This window comes from Pseudomonas anguilliseptica (assembly GCF_900105355.1).
GTDB classification, from domain to species: domain Bacteria; phylum Pseudomonadota; class Gammaproteobacteria; order Pseudomonadales; family Pseudomonadaceae; genus Aquipseudomonas; species Aquipseudomonas anguilliseptica.
In genome coordinates this window covers 2216075-2236794 of the sequence record NZ_FNSC01000001.1, presented here as the reverse complement: position 1 = coordinate 2236794, position 20720 = coordinate 2216075, and the positions used below count along the sequence as shown (strand labels likewise).

Annotated in this window: 17 protein-coding genes and 3 pseudogenes; 12 read left to right on the top strand and 8 right to left on the bottom strand. The window is 60.7% G+C overall.

Going from position 1 to position 20720, the window contains the following annotated elements:
- Nucleotides 1-188: 188 nt before the first annotated feature.
- The 5 genes from BLW24_RS10800 (at nucleotide 189) to ggt (ending at nucleotide 4817) form a co-directional block, all read left to right on the top strand.
- A complete protein-coding gene (locus BLW24_RS10800; RefSeq protein WP_090380264.1) occupies nucleotides 189-1781 on the top strand; it encodes a GMC family oxidoreductase in 1593 nt (530 codons plus the stop codon).
- Nucleotides 1782-1800: 19 nt separating this feature from the next.
- Nucleotides 1801-2184, top strand: a complete 384-nt coding sequence (locus BLW24_RS10795) for a phosphopantetheine adenylyltransferase (RefSeq protein ID WP_244161143.1) — start codon at nucleotides 1801-1803, stop codon at nucleotides 2182-2184.
- Nucleotides 2185-2262: 78 nt separating this feature from the next.
- Complete coding sequence (gene coaD, locus BLW24_RS10790; RefSeq protein ID WP_090380261.1) at nucleotides 2263-2742, top strand: pantetheine-phosphate adenylyltransferase; 480 nt, start codon at nucleotides 2263-2265, stop codon at nucleotides 2740-2742.
- A 114-nt stretch (nucleotides 2743-2856) separates the two neighbouring features.
- On the top strand, nucleotides 2857-3108 hold the full coding sequence (locus tag BLW24_RS10785; protein ID WP_090250215.1) for a YfhL family 4Fe-4S dicluster ferredoxin: 252 nt from the start codon (nucleotides 2857-2859) through the stop codon (nucleotides 3106-3108).
- The gene (ggt, locus tag BLW24_RS10780) at nucleotides 3105-4817 is read left to right on the top strand and encodes a gamma-glutamyltransferase (RefSeq protein WP_090380258.1); all 1713 of its coding nucleotides are present in this window, start codon (nucleotides 3105-3107) and stop codon (nucleotides 4815-4817) included. The genes BLW24_RS10785 and ggt overlap by 4 nt, the downstream gene beginning before the upstream one ends.
- An 82-nt stretch (nucleotides 4818-4899) precedes the next feature.
- Here ggt and BLW24_RS10775 read toward each other — a convergent pair whose 3' ends face one another.
- The 3 genes and pseudogenes from BLW24_RS10775 to BLW24_RS10765 all read right to left on the bottom strand — a co-directional run bounded on the left by BLW24_RS10775 (nucleotide 4900) and on the right by BLW24_RS10765 (nucleotide 6706).
- Nucleotides 4900-5238, bottom strand: coding sequence for a multidrug transporter (locus BLW24_RS10775; RefSeq protein WP_090380255.1), 339 nt, complete (start codon nucleotides 5236-5238; stop codon nucleotides 4900-4902).
- Between the two features lie 76 nt (nucleotides 5239-5314).
- A pseudogene (locus tag BLW24_RS10770) lies at nucleotides 5315-5575 on the bottom strand (lysophospholipid acyltransferase family protein); the annotation flags it as partial.
- A gap of 150 nt (nucleotides 5576-5725) precedes the next feature.
- Nucleotides 5726-6706 (bottom strand): IS5 family transposase, encoded by a 981-nt coding sequence (locus BLW24_RS10765; protein ID WP_090375425.1) that lies wholly within the window; start codon nucleotides 6704-6706, stop codon nucleotides 5726-5728.
- Nucleotides 6707-7124: 418 nt separating this feature from the next.
- Here BLW24_RS10765 and BLW24_RS10760 point away from each other — a divergent pair, with 418 nt between their 5' ends.
- Nucleotides 7125-8105, top strand: a complete 981-nt coding sequence (locus BLW24_RS10760; RefSeq protein ID WP_090375775.1) for an IS5 family transposase — start codon at nucleotides 7125-7127, stop codon at nucleotides 8103-8105.
- Nucleotides 8106-8247: 142 nt separating this feature from the next.
- Here the strand turns inward: BLW24_RS10760 and BLW24_RS10755 are convergent.
- The 3 genes and pseudogenes from BLW24_RS10755 to BLW24_RS10745 form a co-directional block, all read right to left on the bottom strand.
- A pseudogene (locus tag BLW24_RS10755) lies at nucleotides 8248-8568 on the bottom strand (1-acyl-sn-glycerol-3-phosphate acyltransferase); the annotation flags it as partial.
- Between the two features lie 82 nt (nucleotides 8569-8650).
- Nucleotides 8651-9463 carry a bifunctional DNA-formamidopyrimidine glycosylase/DNA-(apurinic or apyrimidinic site) lyase gene (gene mutM / locus BLW24_RS10750; protein WP_090380252.1) on the bottom strand — a complete coding sequence of 271 codons (813 nt, stop codon included), beginning with the start codon at nucleotides 9461-9463 and terminating at the stop codon, nucleotides 8651-8653.
- Between the two features lie 83 nt (nucleotides 9464-9546).
- Nucleotides 9547-10359, bottom strand: a complete 813-nt coding sequence (locus BLW24_RS10745; protein ID WP_167360446.1) for an HDOD domain-containing protein — start codon at nucleotides 10357-10359, stop codon at nucleotides 9547-9549.
- A 185-nt stretch (nucleotides 10360-10544) separates the two neighbouring features.
- Between BLW24_RS10745 and BLW24_RS10740 the strand changes: the two genes are divergently transcribed.
- The 5 genes and pseudogenes from BLW24_RS10740 to BLW24_RS10720 all read left to right on the top strand — a co-directional run bounded on the left by BLW24_RS10740 (nucleotide 10545) and on the right by BLW24_RS10720 (nucleotide 16350).
- Nucleotides 10545-11741: a class I SAM-dependent rRNA methyltransferase gene (locus tag BLW24_RS10740; RefSeq protein ID WP_090380245.1), complete on the top strand. Its 1197-nt coding sequence runs from the start codon at nucleotides 10545-10547 to the stop codon at nucleotides 11739-11741.
- A 274-nt stretch (nucleotides 11742-12015) separates the two neighbouring features.
- Nucleotides 12016-13093, top strand: a pseudogene (locus BLW24_RS10735) (ABC transporter ATP-binding protein).
- Nucleotides 13094-13130: 37 nt separating this feature from the next.
- Nucleotides 13131-14204, top strand: coding sequence for an ABC transporter substrate-binding protein (locus BLW24_RS10730; protein WP_090380242.1), 1074 nt, complete (start codon nucleotides 13131-13133; stop codon nucleotides 14202-14204).
- A 54-nt stretch (nucleotides 14205-14258) separates the two neighbouring features.
- A complete protein-coding gene (locus BLW24_RS10725; protein ID WP_090380239.1) occupies nucleotides 14259-15491 on the top strand; it encodes an ABC transporter permease in 1233 nt (410 codons plus the stop codon).
- A 10-nt stretch (nucleotides 15492-15501) separates the two neighbouring features.
- Complete coding sequence (locus BLW24_RS10720) at nucleotides 15502-16350, top strand: ABC transporter permease (protein WP_090380235.1); 849 nt, start codon at nucleotides 15502-15504, stop codon at nucleotides 16348-16350.
- 36 nt (nucleotides 16351-16386) lie between these two features.
- Here the strand turns inward: BLW24_RS10720 and BLW24_RS25925 are convergent, their stop codons facing one another.
- Both BLW24_RS25925 and BLW24_RS10715 read right to left on the bottom strand, forming a co-directional pair.
- Nucleotides 16387-16542 carry a hypothetical protein gene (locus BLW24_RS25925; RefSeq protein ID WP_167360354.1) on the bottom strand — a complete coding sequence of 52 codons (156 nt, stop codon included), beginning with the start codon at nucleotides 16540-16542 and terminating at the stop codon, nucleotides 16387-16389.
- Complete coding sequence (locus BLW24_RS10715) at nucleotides 16539-18416, bottom strand: hemopexin repeat-containing protein (RefSeq protein WP_090380232.1); 1878 nt, start codon at nucleotides 18414-18416, stop codon at nucleotides 16539-16541. Before BLW24_RS10715 ends, BLW24_RS25925 begins: the two co-directional genes overlap by 4 nt.
- Nucleotides 18417-18855: 439 nt before the next feature.
- Between BLW24_RS10715 and ilvD the strand changes: the two genes are divergently transcribed.
- A complete protein-coding gene (ilvD, locus tag BLW24_RS10710; protein WP_090380229.1) occupies nucleotides 18856-20703 on the top strand; it encodes a dihydroxy-acid dehydratase in 1848 nt (615 codons plus the stop codon).
- Nucleotides 20704-20720: the final 17 nt, after the last annotated feature.

Here is a 20720-nt window from a genome sequence, read left to right as displayed (position 1 = left end):
CAAGGGCGAGTTAAACGAGTAGTGCTCATGTACAAAAGTACATTCCGCCTCCTCGGACATTTTTGCCTTGCCTGGCTCTAGCTCTAGCTCTAGCTCTAGCTCTAGCTCTAGCTCTAGCTCTAGCTCGCGAGATCGTCAATTAGCGGAACCACTGAACTCTAATAAGAATTCGCCTGAGAGCACCTTAAATGCCTGTACCCGACAGCTTCAAAGAAGGCCTGGCCCGTGGCTGGAAGACTTACAACAGCTCACGACTGGACAGCGACCTGACGCTGGAAGCCGACGTGGCCATCGTCGGCAGCGGCGCCGGCGGCGGCACCACCGCCGAAATCCTCAGCGCGGCCGGCTTCAAGGTGCTGCTGATCGAGGAAGGCCCGCTGAAGACCAGCGACGATTTCAAGATGCTCGAAGACAAGGCCTACGCCAGCCTCTATCAGGAAGGCATCGGCCGCATGAGCAAGGATGGCGCGATCACCATCATGCAGGGCCGCGCGGTCGGCGGCACCACGCTGATCAACTGGACGTCCAGCTTTCGCACACCTGCTCCAACCCTGGAGCACTGGGCCAAGGAGCATGGCGTAAAAGGCAACAGCCCTGACGAAATGGCGCCCTGGTTCGAACAGATGGAACAGCGCCTGGGCGTCGCGCCTTGGGTTGTGCCGCCGAATGCCAATAACGCGGTAATCAGCCGCGGCTGCGACAAGCTCGGTTACGAGTGGCAGACGATTCCGCGCAACGTGCGCGGCTGCTGGAACCTCGGTTACTGCGGCATGGGCTGCCCGACCAACGCCAAGCAGTCGATGCTGGTCACCACAATCCCGGCCACCCTGGATAAAGGCGGCGAGCTGCTCTACCTGGCCCGCGCCGAACGCCTGTTAATCGACGGTGACAAGGTCACGGGCATCGAATGCCTCGGCATGGATGAGCGTAGCGTCGCCCCCAATGGCCGCAAGATCACGGTCAAGGCCAAGCATTACGTACTGTCCGGTGGTGGCATCAACACACCGGGAATTCTCCTGCGCTCGAATGCACCGGACCCGCACCAGCGCACCGGCAAGCGCACCTTCTTGCACCTGGTGAACTTCTCGGCGGCCTTGTTCGATCAGGTGATCAACCCCTTCTACGGCGCGCCGCAGTCGATCTACTCCGACCATTTCCAGTGGGATGACGGCACCGCTGGGCGCCTGTCCTACAAGCTCGAAGTCCCGCCGCTGCAGCCGGCGCTGACCGCCACCCTGCTCGGCCGCTTCGGCATCGACAACGCCATGCGCATGGAGCACCTGCCCAATACCAACGTAATGCTCGCCCTGCTGCGTGACGGCTTCCACCCGGACAGCGCCGAAGGCACGGTGGAACTGCGCAGCGACGGCAGCCCGGTGCTCGACTACCAGATGACCGACTACACCTGGGACGGCGTGCGCCGCGCCTTCCATACCATGGCCGAGATTCAGTTTGCCGCCGGGGCTAAGGCGGTGCTGCCGCTGCATGCCGATGCCGGTTATGTGAAAACCCTGGCTGAAGCCAAGAGTCTGATCGACAACCTCAGCCTAGAGCTGTACCGCACCCGCCTAGGCAGTGCTCACGTCATGGGCGGTTGCGCCATGGGTGAAAACCCGCAGCAGGCCGTTACCGACAGCCTGGGCCGCCATCACCAGTTGAGCAACCTGTCGATCCATGACGGCTCGCTGTTCCCCACCAGCATCGGCGCCAACCCGCAGCTGTCGATCTATGGGCTGACGGCCAAGCTGGCCAGCCAATTGGCTGAGCGGCTGCACGCCTAGACCACCCAGGAGCCTGTCCATGCTGCAGAAAGTGGTTTCCGTGCTGCTGATCATCGCCGGCATCATTCACTTGCTGCCGCTCAGCGGCGTCTTAGGAGCTGAACGCCTGACGCAACTCTACGGGCTGACCTTCCAGGAGCCCAACCTGCTTTTACTGATGCGCAGTCACGCCTTACTGTTCGGCCTGCTCGGCGCCTTGCTGGTCTACGCTGCGTTCCGCCCGGCACTGCAGCCCATCGCCCTGATCGGCGGACTGCTTAGCGTGCTGAGCTTTCTTTACTTGGCCGGGAGTACACCCGGCTACAACGAGGCGCTACGCCGGGTAGTAATCGCCGACTGGGTGGCGCTGACCTGCCTGGTGATCGCTGCCTTGCTGGTTTTTCTGGCCCGCAACAGAACCTGAGGCCAAGCGCACCGACTTGGCCGCAGTGCCTTGCTGCGCTACCATCCGACTCCCCAACGGATCCGCCAGGACGTCACGATGAATCGAGTGTTATACCCAGGCACCTTCGACCCCATCACCAAGGGGCACGGCGACCTGGTCGAGCGCGCCGCACGGCTGTTCGACAGCGTGATCATTGCGGTGGCTGCCAGCCCGAAGAAGAACCCGCTGTTCAGCCTGGAGCAACGCGTCGAGCTGGCCCGTGAAGTCACCAAGCACCTGCCGAACGTCGAGGTCGTAGGGTTTTCTACTCTGCTGGCACACTTCGCCAAGGAACAGGGCGCCAATGTCTTCCTGCGTGGTCTGCGCGCGGTTTCCGACTTTGAATACGAATTCCAACTGGCCAATATGAACCGCCAGCTGGCTCCCGATGTGGAAAGCCTGTTCCTGACCCCGTCAGAGAAGTACTCATTTATCTCGTCGACGCTGGTGCGCGAAATCGCCGCACTGGGCGGTGACATCTCCAATTTCGTGCACCCAGCCGTGGCCGCCGCGCTGACCGAACGTTTCAAACGCTAAGCCATTCACCAGGGCCGCGTGCATGCGCGGCCCTGATGCGGCACAATTTGCCCTAGCGTTCTTTATGTACACATCTAGGCTGCACCTGCGGGTCGCAGCAGGAGTGGTTCTGTCATGTCCCTGATCATCACTGACGATTGCATCAACTGCGACGTCTGCGAACCCGAATGCCCTAATGCTGCGATTTCCCAGGGCGAAGAAATTTACGAAATCGACCCCAACCTGTGCACCGAATGCGTCGGCCACTATGACGAGCCGCAGTGCCAGCAGGTCTGCCCGGTGGATTGCATTCCACTCGACGAAAACAATGTCGAGAGCAAGGATGAGTTGATGCAGAAGTACCTGATCATTACCGGTAAAGCATGAAGACCGGCCGCCTGATCCGCGGCCGTCGCCTCTGGCGCCCCCTGCTCGGAGCGCTTGCCCTGCTCTGTGCCCTTGAGCTGCAGGCCGCAGTCCAACCTGAACGCATTGCCATTGCCAGCGCACACCCTGCCGCCACCGTAGCCGGGCAGGAAACTCTGGCCCTGGGCGGCAACGCCTTTGATGCGGCCGTGGCCATCAGTGCTGCGCTGGCGGTGGTCGAGCCTTACGGCTCGGGCCTGGGCGGTGGCGGTTTCTTTCTGCTGCGCGAAGCCGGCGACTCACCGACCTATCGCTTTCTCGATGCCCGCGAACGCGCCCCGCAAGCCGCCCATGCCGACCTGTACCGGGTAGACGGCGACATCAGCAAAGACCTTTCGCTGAATGGCGCGCTGGCCGCCGCCATTCCCGGCCTCCCGGCCGCGCTGGTCGAGCTGGCCGAGCGCTTTGGCCGCCTGCCATTGCGCGACTCACTGGCTCCGGCAATCCGCCTGGCCAGCAGCGGCGTGAGCATCGACCGGGTCTACCGCGAACGCGCGGGTTGGCGCTTAGCGGCCATGCGCGACGACCCGGAAACCGCACGGATCTTCCTCGATAAAGGCGAAATATCCGAGGAGTTTGGCCTGCTGCGCCAGCCGGAGCTGGCCCGCACTCTGGAGCAACTAGGCACAAAGGGCCTCCAGGGCTTCTACGCCGGAACGGTGGCCGAACAACTGGTCAAGGCGGTGCGTGATGCAGGCGGCATCTGGACCCTAAAGGATCTGGCCGACTACCGCATCGTTGAACGCCAGCCATTGCGCGTGCCACTGGAACAGGACCGTGAACTAATCAGCGCGCCCCCGCCATCCGCAGGTGGTATCGCCCTGGGGCAGAGCCTGCTGATCCTGCAGCAACTGCCCTGGCAGCAAGCAAACCGAGTGCAGCGCACTCATTTTGTCGTCGAAACCTTGCGGCGCGCCTACCGGGATCGCGGCCTATTAGGCGACCCGGACTTTGTTCGCAATCCAGCGCAACGACTACTGGCCCCCGCTTACCTGAAACAGCTGGCCGGCAGTATCGACCCGCAGCGCGCCACGCCGAGTGACAGTCTGCCGCCCAGTAAAACCTGGCAGGAAGGCGACCACACCACCCATTTCTCGGTGCTCGACACCGAGGGCAATGCGGTGGCAGCCACCCTGTCAGTCAACCTGCCGTTCGGTGCAGCCTTTACTGCGCCCGGCACCGGGGTGCTGCTGAACAATGAAATGGATGACTTTGCCGCCGACATACATGGCAGTAATGCCTACGGCCTGAGCGGCAGCCAGGCCAATAGCATCGCCGCCGGCAAACGGCCTCTATCGAGCATGAGCCCAAGCTTTATAGAAAGCGCTAAAGGCTTCGCCAGCTTCGGCACGCCGGGCGGCAGCCGGATTCCCAGCATGGTGCTGCTGTCGATGCTGGAGTACCTGGATCAACAGCCCATCGAGCGCTGGCCCAGCGTCGGCCGCTACCACCACCAGTTCCGCCCGGATCTGATCGAGCATGAGCCGGACACATTGAGCCCAGCAGAAGTCGCGACGCTCGAAGCGCTCGGGCATAAATTGAAATCGACAGGCAGGCAATACGGCAATCAGCAGGTGCTGCGGTGGGACAAGCAGGGCGGGAAAGTTGAAGCGGCAAGCGATCCGCGCGGGATCGGTACTGCGGTGGTCACACCAGTCGCACCGCAATGATGCTGATCACCGATGCGCCAGACGAGAACTTCTCAGGGCTGCCAAAGCAAACACCGCGGCAGCCCGGAAGTAGATAAAACAATCAGTTCTGCTTATAGCCGCTGGTGGTGCAGCCCAAGCAGCGCACAAAAGCTTCCTTGCCTGGCTCAACGACCAGTGCATGGCCCGCTTCGCCAATATTGCCACCGGCGGCCGTGAACGGCAGGCTCACCACGAAAGCCACAGCACCAATGGCAGTTGCGCCAATCAGCAATGGCCGGGCAATCAGCAGATCGCCAATCATCGAAAACGCTTTGGGTGCGTTAGCCGTGTAAAGAGGGTCGCCGCTAGTGTTCTGCTGCGCTACGTCAGCATAAGCCGGCAGTGCCAGCAGGCCAGTGGTCAGCGCCAGAGCAGCAGCGGTTGAGCGGAACAGTTTCATGGGGCGATCCTTCAGCTATTAGGAGGCGGTGAGACTAACTATAACAGCGCATTGGTAATTGTCAGCGTGACGGCCGTCAATCGCCATAAAAGGCGTATTGAGGTTTTTTCGGAATAAAGGGCCGATAAAAAGCCAGAATCTCCTTGAGATCGGCTGTTTCATCCCCGCTAGGCATAAAGGTCGGGCCGATAAAAACCCGCTTGTTCTGATAATCCAACGCACCCAGAACAATCGGCACGTTTGCACCGAGGGCGATGTGATAGAAGCCCATTTTCCAACGTTCGACCTTTTTGCGCGTGCCTTCCGGCGAGAGGATCAGCATAAATTGCTGATGTTCGCTAAGGATGGTCTGAAGTAGCCATGTATTTCTGGCTGACTTCAGCCCCGCCGATTTTGAAAGCGGCAAATCGATCAAAAACGATCAGATTACCCATTCATTTCTGTGTTTTTAGCCGCCGCGAGTAGCTCGCGGCAGCCATTTCCCGCATTACAGGCGCACCTCTCCTGCATTGGTCAGTAAATGTCGGCGTGCCATCCACAGGTTCGACAGCGCGAACAGCGTCACCAGTTGCGCCGTGTTCTTGGCCAAGCCACGGAAGCGTGTCTTTACATAACTGAACTGACGCTTGATCACCCGGAACGGGTGCTCAACCTTGGCGCGCACCTGGGCCTTGGCCTTCTCGATCTTGCGTTTGGCTTTGTACAGCGGGCTGCTCTTACCCAGCTTCTTATAGGTGCTGCGGCGGGCAGCAACCTGCCAGATCACCTCGCGCCCATCATGTTCGGGGCGCTTTTCGACGCCGGTATAACCCGCATCGGCGCACACCACGTTTTCCTCGCCGTGCAGCAACTTGTCGACCTGAGTGACATCCGCCACGTTGGCCGCCGTGCCTACCACGCTGTGTACCAGCCCCGACTCGTCATCCACGCCAATGTGCGCCTTCATGCCGAAGTAGTATTGGTTGCCCTTCTTGGCCTGGTGCATCTCTGGGTCGCGTTTGCCGTCCTTGTTCTTGGTCGAACTCGGCGCATTGATCAGCGTGGCATCGACGATGGTGCCTTGGCGCAACGACAGGCCACGGTCGCCAAGATAGCCATTGATGACGGCCAGGATGCCGGCAGCCAACTCATGTTTCTCCAGCAGACGACGGAAGTTGAGGATGGTGGTTTCGTCGGGGATACGTTCCAGACTCAGCCCGGCGAACTGCCGCAGGATGGTGGTCTCGTACAGCGCTTCTTCCATCGCTGGGTCGCTGTAGCCGAACCAGTTCTGCATCAGGTGCACACGTAGCATCGCCATCAGCGGATAGGCCGGCCGACCGCCTTCACCCTTGGGGTAATACGGTTCGATCAGTGCGATCAAACCCTTCCACGGCACCACCCGATCCATCTCGATCAGGAACAACTCTTTGCGGGTCTGCTTGCGTTTGCCGGCGTACTCGGCATCGGCGAAGGTCATTTGCTTCATCGGAAAACTCGGCGGGTGGCGTCCGGGCATTTTGCCAAAATCAGGAAGTCTTATTCAGAGTTTCCCTAAAGCCCGCCTGACGGCGGGGTAATCAGAAGGGAGAGATGGTTTTCTTGTGGTTGTGGTGAGCAGCAGCACTGTCGGAACAGGCGAGTCCTGCAGCGGAATAAGGCCGATAACAATCATGATCCGCGTGATCGATTGAACGCTTGCCCCCCGCTGCGCGAACTACAGAGTGGCCAGGGCGGTGAGCCCAAAACAGGCCGGATATACGAATGCAACCGCGCTGACGACAGGTGCAAAAGCAAAGCTTTGCTCACTACTTGTGGGGAGAGTCCATATACGCACGTTAGGGAAACCCTGAAGAAGACTTCCTGAATTTGGCAAAATACCTGAACTCCACCCGCCGAGTTTTCCGATGAAGCAGATGACCTTCGCCGACGCCGAGTACGCCGGCAAGCGCAAGCAAACCCGCAAAGAGCTGTTCCTGATCGAGATGGATCAGGTTGTGCCGTGGAAGGGTTTGATTGCCTTGATCGAACCGCATTACCCCAAGGGTGAAGGCGGACGTCCAGCCTATCCGCTGATGGCGATGTTACGGGTTCATTTGATGCAGAACTGGTTCGGCTACAGCGACCCGGCGATGGAGGAGGCTCTGTACGAGACCACCATCCTGCGCCAGTTTGCGGGTCTGAGCCTGGAGCGCATTCCCGACGAAACCACCATCCTCAACTTCCGCCGATTGCTGGAGAAACACGAACTGGCTGCGGGCATCTTGGCCGTCATCAATGGCTATTTGGGTGACCGCGGTTTGTCATTGCGCCAAGGCACCATCGTCGATGCCACGCTGATCAATGCGCCGAGTTCGACCAAGAACAAGGACGGTAAGCGTGACCCGGAAATGCACCAGACCAAGAAGGGAAACCAGTATTACTTCGGCATGAAGGCGCACATCGGCGTCGATGACGAGTCGGGTTTAGTGCATAGCGTGGTCGGCACGGCAGCCAATGTTGCAGACGTTACTCAGGTCGACAAGCTGCTACACGGCAAAGAAAACATGGTGGGTGCCGACGCGGGTTACACCGGCGTAGAGAAGCGGCCAGAACATGAAGGCCGTGAAGTGATCTGGCAGATCGCAGCCCGCCGCAGTACGTACAACACGTTGAGTAAGCGCAGCGCGCTATACAAAGCCAAGCGCAAGATCGAGAAGGCCAAAGCCCAGGTGCGCGCCAAGGTCGAGCACCCGTTTCGGGTGATCAAGCGGCAGTTCGGCTATGTGAAGACGCGCTTCCGTGGCCTGGCCAAAAACACCGCACAACTGGTAACGCTGTTCGCCCTGTCGAACCTGTGGATGGCCCGTCGACATTTGCTGACGAATGCAGGAGAGGTGCGCCTGTAATGTGGGAAATGACCGCTGCGAGGTGCTCGCGGCGGCCAGAAACACCGAAATGAGCGGATGACTTGATCGTTTTTGATCAGTTTTCCGCTTTCAAAATCAGCGGAGGCTGAAGTTGACCGGAAATACAGGGCTACTTCAGACCATCCCTAAAGGCCTGCACCGCCTGCTCAACCGTATTGCCCTGACGCTCGCGGTATATAGGAATGCCGCCCCACAGTCGCATCAGTCCGCCAAACGGCCAATTGAATACCGTGTGCTTGCCAAACCAACGGGCATTCAGACGCAGTACAAACTTCACTGCGATAAAGATTACGAAGTCCCAGTTAGACGTGTGGTGCGCGCCGATTACCACGAACTTGTCGAGCTTCGGCAGCTCGCCCTCGATACGCCACCCCATCAGTTTCAGCGCCACGCGGCCAACCCACTCGGCCAGAGGATTGCGGGGCAGATAGTTACCGGACATCAATACCTCGGTCGTTCTTATTATTGTGTAAACGGTTCAGTCATCAGCGTATGACGGGCAAATCTAGCCCGACGACAAATCCTTAGCGTTGGCAGCGCGGACAATACACGCTGGCGCGCTGGCCTAGTTTGACCTCACGCAGGGTGCTTCCACAGTGCTTGCAAAATTCACCGCCGCGCCCATAGACAAACAGTTCCTGCTGGAAATAACCCGGCTGGCCATCGCCACCGACAAAGTCACGCAGGGTGGTGCCGCCACGCTCGATGGCATGGGCGAGGATACGCTTGATCTCATCCGCCAGAGTCAGATAACGCGCCCGCGACACCGAGCCGGCCTCACGGCGCGGGTCGATGCCTGCAGCAAACAGCGCCTCGCTGGCGTAGATATTACCGACACCGACCACCACGGCGTTGTCCATGATAAAGGGCTTGATCGCCATGGCCCGGCCACGGGACAGTTGAAACAGCCTCTCGCCGTCAAACAGATCGGTCAACGGTTCCGGCCCCAGCTTGCTGAGCAACACATGGCTCAGCGGATCACTGCTCCACAGCAGCGCGCCGAAGCGCCGCGGATCGGTGTAGCGCAGGGCCAGCCCCGATTCCAGCTCGATATCCACATGCTCATGCTTGGCCGCCGGCAAACCCGTTTCGACCAGTCGCAGACTGCCGGACATACCCAGGTGGCTGATCAGACTTCCGGTTTCGGCTTTGATCAGCAGGTATTTGGCGCGCCGTTCAACACATTCGATACGCTGCCCGGACAGCTGAATATCCAGGCCTTCGGGGATCGGCCAGCGCAGGCGGCGTTCGCGCACGATCACCCGGCTGACGCGCTGGCCTTCAAGAAATGGCGCGATGCCGCGGCGAGTGGTTTCTACTTCAGGAAGTTCTGGCATAGCAAGTGATCAGCTGAGCAATCCGAGCGGGCGCCTACCTTAGCAGGAATGCCCCCGGAGCGACGAGACAGGCCAGCAGGCTGCTAATTCGCCCCCATATCGCGGATGCTTTCGCGCAGGTTTTCGAAGTCATACTCCGATAGCCCGACATACTCCAGCACCAGCTGCTCGATGCTCTGCCACTCATAGTCGTCCGGCTGATTACCCAGCACCAGATGACTTTCACAGATATGCTCGGCCATCTTCAGAATTGCCAGCAGGGTTTTCAGCTGTGCATCGCGGCTGGCGTCCTCGGTGAAAATCGCCAGGGCGTTGTGGTGACTGGCAATGGCTTCGCACAGGTGCAGCGGCAGATTCCACGACTTGGCAGTGAAGTAGCCGACCACCGCGTGATTGGTATTGAGCAGGCGATTCTCGGTATCCACCACGCGGCGCTCGCCGGTGGCGCTGGCGTAGGCCTCTTCCAGCACGGTCATGTAATTGGGGAAACGCTTGAGCATCAGCGGAATGCCGCAATTGTGGAACAGACCGAGGGTGTAGGCCTCGTCCGGCGAGTGATAACCGATGCGTTTGGCCAGGGTCAGACAGGTCATCGCCACATCCTGAGCGGTGTCCCAGAAGCGGTTGAGGGTGACGATGGCCTCATCAGTCAGCTCGCCGCGGATCGACTGCGCATTGATCAGGTTGATCACCGTATTGCAGCCCAACAGGTTGACCGCCTGCTGGATCGAGGCGATGCGATTGGTCAGGCCGAAGAACGGGGAGTTCACCAGTTTCAGCAGCGCGCCGGACAGGCCAGGATCCTGACCGATCAGCTTGGCGATGGCGCGCAGATCCGGGTTCGGCATCACCTGTTCCATCTGCAAATCCACCATGATCTGCGGCTGCGGCGGCACGCTAATGCCCTGCAACACTTGCTGGATATATTCGGCGGAAAGCTCTTGGGACATGAGGGGAACAACCGGTGTGAGAAGTGATGCACAGTCTAGCTAAACCACCAGCACTTCCACAGGCGACTTTTGTAACCGCCGCAAGGCCAGCGAACCCGCTATAATTCCGCTCTTTTTTCGGAGTCCCCAGCATGTCCCTGCCCAGCCTGCGCCTGAAAGCCAATGCCGATCGACGCTTGCGCGCCGGCCACCTGTGGGTCTACAGCAACGAAATCGACGTGGCCGCCACACCGTTGAGTGGTTTTGCTGCCGGCGATCAAGCGGTGCTCGAAGCTGCCGGCGGCAAACCGCTGGGTGTCGTCGCGATGAGCCCGAACAACCTGATCTGCGCGCGCCTGCTGTCGCGCGACGTCAAACATGTGCTGGACAAGTCGCTGCTGGTACACCGGCTCAACGTCGCCCTGAGCCTGCGCGAGCGGCTGTTCGACAAGCCCTGCTACCGCCTGGTGTACGGCGATTCCGACCTGCTGCCGGGGCTGGTGGTCGACCGTTTCTTCGACATTCTGGTGGTGCAGCTGGCCTCCGCCACCATGGAACGGCACAAGGATGACGTGCTCGCTGCGCTGATCCAGGTGTGCAAGCCCAGCGGCATCCTGCTCAAGAACGACTCCGCCGCCCGCGATGCCGAAGGCCTGGCACGTTATGTGGAAACCCCGTTTGGCGTGGTGCCGGAGTGGGTCGCCCTGGAAGAAAACGGGGTGAAGTTCGAAGCCCCGGTGATCGAAGGCCAGAAAACCGGCTGGTTCTACGACCACCGCATGAACCGTGCGCGCCTGGCGCCTTACGTCAAGGGCAAGCGCGTACTCGATCTGTTCAGCTACATCGGCGGTTGGGGTGTGCAGGCTGCGGCCTTCGGCGCCAGTGACGTGATGTGCGTGGACGCTTCCGGCTTTGCCCTCGACGGCGTAGAGCGCAACGCGGCCCTCAATGGCCTGACCGACAAGGTGGCCTGTGTCGAAGGTGATGTGTTCGAGGCGCTGAAACAGCTGAAATCCGCCGAAGAACGCTTCGACGTGATCGTCGCCGACCCTCCCGCCTTTATCAAACGCAAGAAAGACCTGAAAAACGGTGAAGGTGCCTACCGCCGCCTAAATGAGCAGGCCATGCGCCTGCTCAACAAGGACGGCATCCTGATCAGCGCCAGTTGCTCCATGCACCTGGAAGAAGACAACTTGCAGAACATCCTGTTGACCAGCGCACGCCATCTGGATCGCAATATTCAGATGCTCGAGCGTGGGGCCCAGGGCCCGGACCATCCAGTACACCCGGCCATCAATGAAACCCGCTATATCAAGAGTCTGACCGTGCGTTTGCTGCCCAACAGTTGAGCACCTGCACCTGCCGAGTGCGTGTCGGCAGGTGCTTCTTTCTCTCCCGCGCTGTTACCACTCCCCACACCCGCCTGGCGCAACCCCGCGCCTGGGCTAGGCTTACCCCCAGCACTGCCGCGCCCGCGATGAGCCACAGCGGACTGGCACAGTGCTTGCGTAACTTGAACATTCAAACAAGTACCCGTTACAGCATAGAAGCGGGCGCGTGAATTCAAGTATTCAGATAACGGCCACAAGCTGCTGTCTGTTCAGAGCACATTTGGGGAGGGGTATGGCTGACCTGGCTGGGGACAAACCGTTCCTGCAATTCACCAACGTCAAGAAGACTTACGACCACAAGAATCTGGTGGTCAAGGATTTCAACCTGGATGTGGCCAAGGGCGAATTTATCACCCTGCTCGGCCCGTCCGGCTCGGGTAAAACCACCTGCCTGATGATGCTCGCCGGGTTCGAGGACGTGACCAGCGGCGAGATCCTGATCAACGGCCGCTCAGTCACCAGCATCGCCCCCTACCAGCGCAATATCGGCATGGTATTCCAGCAGTACGCGCTGTTCCCGCACATGACCCTGCGCGAAAACCTGGCCTACCCGCTGAAGATCCGCAAACAGCCCAAAGAGGTGATTCGCGCCAAGGTCGACGAATACCTGTCACTGGTCGAGCTACTGGATTTCGGCAACCGCTTCCCTGGCCAGCGCGCTGATCTTCGCCCCCGACATCGTACTGATGGATGAACCCCTCGGCGCCCTCGACAAGAAGCTGCGCGAGCAGATGCAGTTCGAGATCAAGCGCCTGCACGAGCAGCTCGGCTTTACCGTGATCTACGTGACCCACGACCAGACCGAAGCGCTGACCATGAGCGACCGCATCGCCGTATTCAACAACGGCATCGTCCAGCAATGCGCGCCGCCCCATGTGCTCTACGAGCGCCCGGCCAACCTGTTCGTCGCCGACTTTATCGGCGAGAGCAACAAGCTCAAGGGCGTGATCGAAAGCGTTGGCGCGGACAACGTGCAGGTGCGCCTGGAGGATGGCGGCCTGGTCAGCACCCTGAAAGCCAACTGCACCGAGATCGGCCAGCCCACCACCGTGTCCATTCGCCCGGAAAAGCTCAGTTTTACCGAGCGTCTTGGCAGCACCGGCAATCAGGTGATGGCGCGCTTCGTCACCCGGCATTACGTCGGCGAATACATCCGTTACCACTTCGAGACCGCTGACGGCACCGAGCTGGTGGTGAAGAACATGAATGACAGCAGCGCCCCGCAACTCAGTGCCAAGGAAGAAGTAGCCCTTGCCTGGCTGCCGCAAGACAGCCAGGCACTGGATCGCCCAGTCGCCACACCAACCTGACCCTGATAACTAGAAGCAGAAGCAATGGAGCACAGCAATGGCTAGAACACTGACCACCCGCTTTTCCACCTTCGCCCTCGCCGCCGCGCTAGGCACAGCAAGTTTCGCCGCCAGCGCCGAGGAAACCCTGACAGTCGTGTCATGGGGCGGTGCCTACGGCGCAGCCCAGCAGAAACACGTGATCGACCCGTTTATGAAAGACACCGGCAACAAGGTCCTGTTCGAGGATTACACCGGCGGTGTGGCCGAGATCAAAGCCCAGGTCGAGTCTGGCAATATCCAGTGGGACGTGGTCGACTTCGAGGTGATCGACCTTGAGCGCGCCTGCTCCGAAGGTCTGCTGGAAAGCATCCCGCGCGACATCCTGCCGGCCGGTATCGACGGCGTTCCGGCCGCTAAAGACTTTATTCCCGAAGCCCTAGCCAGCGAGTGCGCAGTCGGCAATATCGTCTGGTCGGTGGTCTTCGCCTACAACGAGAAAACCATCGGTGGCACCAAAGCCGCGAGCATCGCTGACTTCTTCGACACCAGCAAAATCCCCGGCAAGCGCGCCATGCGCAAACGTCCGCAGGTGAACATGGAATGGGCTTTGCTGGCTGACGGCGTGCCGCCGGGCGAAGTCTATGACGAGCGGTCGACCCCGGAAGGCCAGGCCCGTGCCTTTGCCAAGCTGGACACCATCAAGCAGGACATCGTCTGGTTCGACTCCTGGTCGCAGGCGCCACAACTGCTCAACGATGGCGGCGCGGTGCTGGTGCAGTCGGCCAATGGCCGTTTCTATGACGCCATCCGCCAGGAGAAAAAACCCTTCGTCATCGTCTGGGACGGCCACGTCTACGATCTCGATGCCTGGGCCATCGTCAAAGGCTCGCCGAAAAAGGACCTGGCACTGAAATTTATTGCCTACGCCACCGGCTCCACTCCACTGGCCGGTATGCCGGACGTGGCCTACGGCCCAACCCGCAAATCCTCCATGCCACTGGCTGACCAGAGCGCCGCACCGCACCTGCCGACTGCTCACCTGAGCAAAGGCATCCAGGCCGGTTCGGACTTCTGGGCTGACTACGGCGAATCCCTCGGTGAAAAATTCAACGAGTGGCTGTTGAAGTAACCCGCCCTGCCCCCTCTCCTGCGGGAGAGGGGGCAGGATTTACGGAGTAACGCCTTGTCCTCCCTCACGTCTACCGAAGCCAGCCAAGCCTCCAACGCCCGCAACAAGAAACGCCTCACCGCCTTTCTGTTTGTCGTACCGCTGCTGGTGTTTATCCTGCTGACCTTCGTCGCACCGATTGCCAGCATGCTCTGGCGCAGCGTTCACCACCCGACGGTGGCCACCCTGATTCCGCTGACCCTGAGCGAGCTGCAACGCTGGGACGGCAAAACGATTCCTAATGAGAAAACCCTGAGCGTGTTCGCCCAGGAGCTGCATGGCCTGGCCAAAGAGCGCCAGTCCGGCAAACTGGCCGAAGAGTTCAACCGCGCCTCGGCGGGCATGTCCAGCGTGGTCAAATCCACCGCCCGCAAAGTCTCACGCCTGAATGACGAGCGACTGACGCAACAAGGCGCCGAGATCCTGCTCAAGTCGCACCGCAACTGGAGCAAGCCGCAAATCTGGTATGCCATCCAGCGCGCGGGCAAACCCTATACCTATGACTACTACCTGACTGCACTCGACCTGGAACTGCATCCCGAGCAGGGTATTCAGGTGCGCGAAGACACACAGATCTACCTGCAGCTGTACAGCAAGACCCTGAGCATGGCGCTGGTCATCACGCTTTTCTGCGCGCTGCTCGGCTACCCGCTGGCCTACTACTTGGCCGGCCTGCCGGAGAACCGCGCCAACCTGCTACTGGTACTGGTACTGCTGCCGTTCTGGACGTCGCTGCTGGTGCGCACCACGGCCTGGATCGCCCTGCTGCAGACCAACGGGGTGATCAACTCCTTCCTGCTCGGCATCGGCGTGATCGGCCAACCCATCGAGATGCTCTATACCTCGTTCGCCACGGTGGTGGCGATGACCCATATCCTGCTGCCGTTTATGATTCTGCCGCTGTATAGCGTGATGCGCGGCATCGACCCCAGTTATCTGCGCGCAGCGCTGTCACTGGGCGCGCGGCCGATTCCGGCATTTCTGCGCATCTACTTCCCGATGACCCTGCCGGGTCTGAGTGCCGGCGCGCTGCTGGTATTTATCATCTCGGTCGGCTACTACATCACCCCGGCGCTGGTCGGCGGCACCGATGGGCAGATGATCAGCAACATCATCGCCTTCCATATGCAGCGCTCGAACAACTGGGAACTAGCCGCCGCACTGGGCTCCCTGCTGCTCGGCCTGATACTGCTGCTGTACTGGCTGTACGACCGCTTTGTCGGCGCCAGCAATATCAAACTGGGCTAAGGAACAGACAATGAAGATTCCCGCCTACTACGGCTTCTGGCATCACCTCGGCGCCTGGTTCTTGAAGACCAGCTCCTGGCTGGTGCTGCTGTTTCTGATCCTGCCGATCCTGGTGATCATCCCGCTGTCGTTCAACGTTGAGCCGTTCTTCAGCTTTACCGAAGGCATGCTCACCCTGCAGCCCGAGGCCTACTCACTGCGCTGGTACAGCGCCATCTTCAGTGACGACAAATGGCTGCTGGCGATCAAGAACAGCTTTCTGATCGGTATCTTCGCCACTCTGATTGCCACCGTGCTCGGTACCTGTGCTGCGGTCGGCCTGGCCCGCGACGATATGCCAATGCGCAGGCTGATCACCGCCCTGCTGCTGTCGCCGATGATCGTGCCGCTGATCATCACCGCCGCCGGGATGTTCTTCTATTCAGACCTCGGCCTGGCCGGCAATTACCTCGGGGGGATCATCGCCCACGCGGCGTTGGGCACGCCGTTCGTGATCATCACCGTCACCGCCACCCTCACCGGCTTCGACTACAGCCTGGCCCGCGCCGCGCTGAACCTGGGCGCCACGCCGCTGCGAGTGTTCTTCGACATCATCATGCCGCTGATCCGTCCTGGGGTGATTTCCGGCGCGCTGTTCGCCTTTATCACCTCGTTCGACGAGGTGGTGGTGATCCTGTTTATGGCCGGTCCACAGCAACGCACCATCCCCCGGCAGATGTTCTCGGGCCTGCGCGAGCAGATCAACCCGAGCATCCTGGCCATTGCCACCCTGCTGATTCTGGTGTCCATCGCCCTGCTGGTGACCATCGAACTGCTGCGCCGCCGCGCCGAACGCATGCGCGGTATCGAAGAGCTATAAGTAGGCCCCGACAACCCAGGTTGCCGGGGCCTCGTCTCAGTAAATCCGCAGGCTGAGTTCATCGGCGAAGGGAAAGCCGTTACTGCCCGACGTCTCGAAGCGCAACTCTACTTCCACCGAAGTCGCCCCGGCCGGCACGCTGCCGTAGAGCTCACGGCTGAGCAACTGGCCGTCCCGCTCGGCAGTACTCAACGGCACAGTGGCGAAAAACGCCCGACGTCGCGGAACGCATCTAGCCCGGGCCAGGTGCTGGCGGTCACCGCCTTGGGGTAGCCGCTCTCGGCCTTATCGGTAATCAGGTTGTAGCGGATGTATTCGCCGCCATTGAACAGATAAGCCACGCCACTGTTGCGCTTGACCGCCGCACTGATACCCAGCGGCCACTGCTGCACCCCGGACCAAGTAGCTCCGGAGAGGTTCAGCGGATAGTTCTTGTCAGCTTTGTCGCCCAGACTCAAGTTATAGCGCACATACTCGCCGTCCTTGAAGAAATACAGCTTGGAACCGTTGACCTCAAGCACGTCGTCGAGGTCGCGCGCGCCACCCGCCAGACGCTCAAGCCCCGGCCAGTTACCTACGATTGGCTTCGGGTAGCCACTGTCGACCCGATCATTGGCGATATCGAAGCGCACATACTGCTCGCCCTTGAAGAAGTAGGCCTTACCGTTGCCGGCGTTGAACGCCGCATCGATATCGCGGGCGCCGCCGGCGAAGCCATCGAGACCGATCCAATTGCCGGCAATCGGCTTGGGATAACCCGGATCGACACGGTCGCTGCGGTAGTTATAGCGGTAGTACTGATCACCGGCGAAGAAATACCCAGTGTCGTCATTCCAGTACAGCGAACTGCGTTTCTGCTCGCTGCGAAAACGCAACAGTACCCGAGCGTCATGGCGGCTGCCTGCGCTGGCGCCTAGTTGCGCATTGAGCAGGAACGGTCGCCCTGCGGCGTCGGCCGGCAGTTCGATGCGCTGGGTCAGCGAACCCTTGCCCTGACCGACGAACAACTGCCCCTGGCCACTCGGCAGCTCAGCGCGCGCACCGTAGTGCATCACCGTCTGTAGGCCACCCTTGGTCCAACCGGCGATGTCAGGGTCATAGTCGAGGTCGCTGTGGGCCACACCGTACTCGGCGCCCGGGTTGCCCAGAAGGTTCTGACCGAAGGCGAATGTGCGGGCTTGTGGGTGTAGCCGCGAGCGGCCGTCGAGGTCCAACCCCTGAGTCGACACCCCTAGGTGCTCGAACAGCGTCGGCAGCACATCGACCTGGCGCAGCGGTTCACGCAGCGTGTTGCGCCCCAGGGCCGGAATCCCGGCACCGCTCATCACCACCGCGACCTTACGGTGCTCCGGGCGGTTGCCGCCATGCCCGGTGCTGGAGCCACCGTGGTCAGTGCTTACGATGATCAGCCAGTTTTCCTCAGCGTAGCTGGGCCGCGCCTCAATGGCCTGCAAAAGCCGACCAAGCTCGGCGTCGGCACGGTCCATGGCCTGGATGTACTGTGGCGTATCGGAATGAAAGCCATAGCCGTGGCCAGCCTCGTCGACGCCATAGAAATAAGTGCTGAGCACATCGAGGTCGGCACGGTTACGCAGCCAGTCTTCGGCCTGGGCGAACAACACCGGGTCGTTGGCTTCCGGGCCGTCAAACTTGAGGTCAGCCTGTGGTTGCATCTGGCTGTACAGGGGCTCCCAGTTGTAGGCATAGGCAGTAACCAGCTGCGGTTTACGCTGCTCGACCAGACTGAGAAAGTGCGGATACTGGCCGTAGTTCTTGCCGGCAAAGCTGTTGTCACGCACCCCGTGCTTGTCGCGCTCCACCCCCATAAATAGGGTCGACCAGCCGGGACCACTCATCGAGGTATCCGGTGCCCAACCGCCGTCGGTGTACACGCCATCGGCAATCAAACGCTCCAGGTTGACCATGTGCGCACTTGCAATGGCATCGGCCTTAAAGCCATCGATGCCGAAGAACAGCACCTTGTTGTTGCCGGCTTCGGCCTGGGCGGTCAGCAGGCTGGCGGCGGTAAACGCCAATAGGCCCCCCACGGTTTTCGTTGCAGTCATGTCGCTTCCTTAGATTGTTGTAGATAAGGTTGGCCGAGACAGACGGCAGGCTTGCCTCACGCTGGCCTATACCAGCGCGTCCTGATTGCGCAGACATGACAGCCGCGGCGATGCCGATGAACCTTTGATGACCGAGCGGTCTTTCGCGCGCCCGCGCACAGAAATGCTTGCCCCTGCGCGCACCGCGCCACCACCTGGCCTTTCGCCCCGAGGCACCTGCGATTAGAATCGGCATTCTCCTGCCATATCCTAGGCGGACTTGTAGCCCAGCCACGCCAGCGCCCACCCCGCGCCAGGCAGCGCCCCGGCCCGACAAATGCGCACTTGCGTTTGCCTTGGGCCTGAACCCGGCTCAACATACGCATCAACAGCCCGTTGCCCGCACAGCGTTATCGCCTGTGCACGCGTGACCTGAATAGCCTTTGCAGGATTGACCGCCATGCCTGACTACCGCTCGAAGACCTCCACCCACGGCCGCAATATGGCCGGCGCCCGCGCCCTGTGGCGCGCCACAGGGATGAAGGACGAAGACTTCAAGAAGCCGATCATCGCCATCGCCAACTCCTTCACCCAGTTCGTGCCCGGCCACGTGCACCTGAAGGACATGGGCCAGCTGGTGGCCCGCGAGATCGAGAAACACGGCGGCGTGGCCAAGGAATTCAACACCATCGCGGTCGACGACGGCATCGCCATGGGCCACGACGGCATGCTCTATTCGCTGCCGAGTCGCGAGATTATCGCCGACTCCGTGGAATACATGGTCAACGCCCACTGCGCCGACGCCATTGTCTGCATCAGTAACTGCGACAAGATCACCCCCGGCATGCTGCTGGCCTCCTTGCGCCTGAACATCCCGGTGATCTTCGTCTCCGGCGGGCCGATGGAAGCCGGTAAAACCAAGCTGGCCAGCCACGGCCTGGACCTGGTCGACGCCATGGTGATCGCCGCCGACGATTCGGCCAGTGACGAGAAAGTCGCCGAGTATGAACGCAGCGCCTGCCCGACCTGCGGCAGCTGCTCCGGCATGTTTACCGCTAACTCGATGAACTGCCTAATGGAAGCCTTGGGCCTGGCCCTGCCGGGCAACGGTTCGACCCTGGCCACCCACAGCGACCGCGAACAGCTGTTCCTGCAAGCCGGGCGCACTGCTGTCGAGCTGTGCAAGCGCTACTACGGTGAAGGTGACGAGTCGGTGCTGCCGCGCAACATCGCCAACTTCAAGGCGTTCGAGAACGCCATGACTCTGGACATCGCCATGGGTGGTTCGACCAACACCATCCTGCACCTGCTGGCCGCCGCCCAGGAAGGCGAAGTCGATTTCGACCTGCGCGATATCGACCGCCTGTCGCGCAAGGTTCCGCAGCTGTGCAAAGTCGCGCCGAACATCCAAAAGTACCATATGGAAGACGTGCACCGCGCTGGTGGCATCTTCTCCATCCTCGGCTCCCTGGCCCGTGGCGGCCTGCTGCACACCGACCTGCCGACAGTACACAGCAAGTCCATGGCCGAGGCCATTGCCAAATGGGACATCACCCAGACCGACGATGAGGCCGTACACACCTTCTTCCGCGCAGGCCCGGCTGGCATCCCGACGCAGACCGCGTTCAGCCAGAGCACCCGCTGGGACACCGCGGATGACGACCGTGAAAACGGCTGCATCCGCAGCGTCGAGCATGCGTATTCGCAAGAAGGCGGCCTGGCCGTGCTCTACGGCAATATCGCCCTCGACGGCTGCGTGGTGAAAACCGCCGGTGTCGATGAGTCCATCCACGTCTTCGAAGGCAGCGCGAAAATTTTCGAAAGCCAGGACAGCGCCGTGCGCGGCATCCTCGCCGACGAAGTGCAGGCCGGTGACATCGTCATCATCCGCTACGAAGGTCCGAAAGGCGGCCCGGGCATGCAGGAAATGCTCTACCCGACTTCGTACCTGAAATCCAAAGGCCTGGGCAAAGCCTGCGCCCTGCTCACCGACGGCCGCTTCTCCGGCGGCACCTCGGGCCTGTCCATCGGCCATGCTTCCCCGGAAGCCGCTGCCGGTGGCGCCATCGGCCTGGTGCGCGAAGGCGACAAGATCCTGATCAATATCCACGAGCGCTCAATCAACCTGCTGATCAGCGATGAAGAGCTGGCCGCACGCCGCGCGGAACAGGACAAGAAAGGTTGGAAGCAGGTGGAAGTACGCCCGCGCAAAGTCACCACAGCGCTCAAGGCCTACGCCCTGCTCGCCACCAGCGCCGACAAGGGCGCGGTGCGCGATAAGGCGTTGCTGGAAAAACTGGTGCCCTAAGCCAGTCGCTGTAAACA